We start from the raw sequence: 2,225 nt of genomic DNA on the forward strand, positions 1-2,225 counted from the left end.
GCTGGCGCAGATCCAGGACCAACTCGAAGCGATCCTCGGTCGCCCCGTCGATGTGATCTCACGGCGGGGGCTCGACAACACGAAGAACTTGAAGCGGCGCGTGAACGCCGAACTCGTCAATGTCTTCTGAGCGGCGCAGCAAGATCTCGCCCGCTGAAATGGTCCATCACGCTCGCCGAAGTATCGCGTCGATCTATGCGTGGACCAAAGACGATACCGAAGAATCTTATCTCGCGAACGAAGAGCGCCAGGCGGCGGTCGAGCGCAACTTCATGCGGTATGCCAAGACGGTCAGGGATCGCCTCCATGCTGGTCTTCTCTGTTATGCTCTGCGGCGCAGCCAGCCCGGTCGCCACTGGCTGATTAAACATCATTGCTGGGCGAGATGCGCTCTTCGACTACCAGCGTTCTGGCAAGAAGCGGACGCCTAGTCGACGCGGAGTACTCCGTACAGAATACAAGTCAAAGTTCCAGTTTAGGTGAACGTTAAGCACCTTATGGTAGATAGCCGGGTCTCCACCAACTAACGTCCCGATGACTGAATGACCGCCGACAAACGCAAACAATTGCCGGTGCAGCAGGTGCCAGCCCTTTACGCGCCCTCCGGCGCGCGCCTCGACGCGACCGATCTCAAGATCCTCCGCCTGCTGCAGACCGGCGCGCGCGAATCGATCCAGGCGATCGCAGAACGTATCCAGCTATCGCACAGCGGCACGCTTCACCGCCTGCGCCGGCTGGAGGAATCCGGTGCTGTCCTGCGCTACATGGCCGAGCTCGACGAGAGCATCTTCGAGGCCTGGCCGATATTCTGGATCGATATTGCCTTTACCCGCCACCGTGCAGACGAACGCGGCAGGTTTGATAAGGCGGTCGCGGACGCACCTGAAGTCATGGAAGCGATTGAGTTTATCGGCGAGTTCGATCTGATCCTCAAAGCCGCGCTCAGGAACGCCGCACACTGGCCGGCTCTCAAGGCGTCAATTGATCCGGGTGCCGAGTTCATTGACCGCGCCCAGCTCCGGCCGGTTGCCCGTATCGTCAAACGGGCTGTCCCTCATCCCCAGCTCGAAACCGGCCAGGCCTAGCCGGTCGCAATCTCCGCTTGCGAAACAGGCCCAGCGCGCTTAATTCCACAACCGCGCGAATACCTGACGGTTAACGCAGGCGCCTTACGGCCTGAGACCAGACGGCGCAGGTTCCGCGAATTCCTTAAAAAGTCCGTCACCGGATGAAGAGTTTCGCCAGCCGCGCAGTCCGATCTGGCGAATTTCGCGAACATCGCCCCAAATCCCAAGGAAGGCAGCGCTCGCGCGCCAAGCGTTACGGCTGGTTTCAAACCGTTTCCTCGGCGGTGATGACCCCGTCGCCTGGAGCTCGTTCTGGCGGCTTGAACCGGGGCTGGTCATGCGTTTCGCCATTGCTGCGACAGCTTGCATCCTGATCTTCATGGCTGGCATGAGCGCGGCGACGCAGTTTGTTGCCGGCGTCTTTGATCATCACGCCGCGCTCGGCAGCCGGATCGCCTTATCTGATAAGCTTGTCCTCTATCCTCCGTGGGCGGTACTTGGCTGGTCATCGGCTTTCGCCGAAGACTTCCCGCGCCCCTTCGAGCTTGCTCACGCCATCCTCTTTGCCGGGCTGCTGGCGGCGTTTGCGCCGGCCGCTTTCCTTGTGCGGCGCCAGAACAAGCTGAAGCCCTTCGGCGCGGCGGCGTGGGGCACGTTCGCTGATGCGAGGGCGGCGGGCCTCCTCGCGCAAAGTGGCACCGTGCTCGGCAAGCTGGACGGCGAGATCCTCTGCCATGACGGGCCGGGCCACCAGCTGCTGATCGGCGCCTCGCGGTCGGGCAAGGGCAGGGGACATATCGTGCCGACACTGCTCGCCTGGGGCGGCTCGGCGGTCGTCCTTGATGTGAAGGGTGAGCTTGCAGACGGCGATCCGGGCCATGGGTTCCCGGGCACGGGGGGCTTCCGCGAAACGCTCGGGCCGGTGATCCGCTTTGCGCCGACATCACCGCTCTCTGCGGCGTTCAATCCGCTCCTCGAAGTGCGCCGCGGCGTCAACGAAGTGCGCGATGTCCAGAACATCGTCGCCATCATCGCCGACCCGGCAGGCGATGGCCGCCATTCGGATTTCTGGGACAAGGCGGCGCGCCAGGTGATGGAGGGCGTGATCCTGCATGTGCTCTACGCCGAGCCGCTCGCCCGCAAGTCGCTGAGCGTGGT

Annotated in this window: 3 protein-coding genes; 2 read left to right on the top strand and 1 reads right to left on the bottom strand. The window is 62.7% G+C overall.

Features of this window, described 5'->3' with window-relative positions:
• Positions 1 to 116 precede the first annotated feature (116 nt).
• On the bottom strand, positions 117 to 308 hold the full coding sequence (locus tag WEA77_RS12370) for a hypothetical protein (protein ID WP_368068190.1): 192 nt from the start codon (positions 306 to 308) through the stop codon (positions 117 to 119).
• A 234-nt stretch (positions 309 to 542) separates the two neighbouring features.
• Between WEA77_RS12370 and WEA77_RS12375 the strand changes: the two genes are divergently transcribed.
• Together WEA77_RS12375 and WEA77_RS12380 are read left to right on the top strand one after the other, a co-directional pair.
• Positions 543 to 1,085, top strand: coding sequence for an Lrp/AsnC family transcriptional regulator (locus tag WEA77_RS12375; RefSeq protein WP_368068191.1), 543 nt, complete (start codon positions 543 to 545; stop codon positions 1,083 to 1,085).
• Positions 1,086 to 1,404: 319 nt separating this feature from the next.
• Positions 1,405 to 2,225: type IV secretory system conjugative DNA transfer family protein (locus WEA77_RS12380; RefSeq protein ID WP_368068192.1), on the top strand; the 821-nt coding region annotated here is incomplete at its 3' end.

It is taken from the genome of Hyphomonas sp., assembly GCF_040882205.1.
Taxonomy (GTDB): Bacteria; Pseudomonadota; Alphaproteobacteria; order Caulobacterales; family Hyphomonadaceae; genus Hyphomonas.

Excerpts from the sequence above, each read along its gene's own strand:
- WEA77_RS12370 (WP_368068190.1), bottom strand. The coding sequence starts at position 308 with ATGGAGGCGATCCCTGACCGTCTTGGCATACCGCATGAAGTTGCGCTC.
- WEA77_RS12375 (WP_368068191.1), top strand. The coding sequence starts at position 543 with ATGACCGCCGACAAACGCAAACAATTGCCGGTGCAGCAGGTGCCAGCC.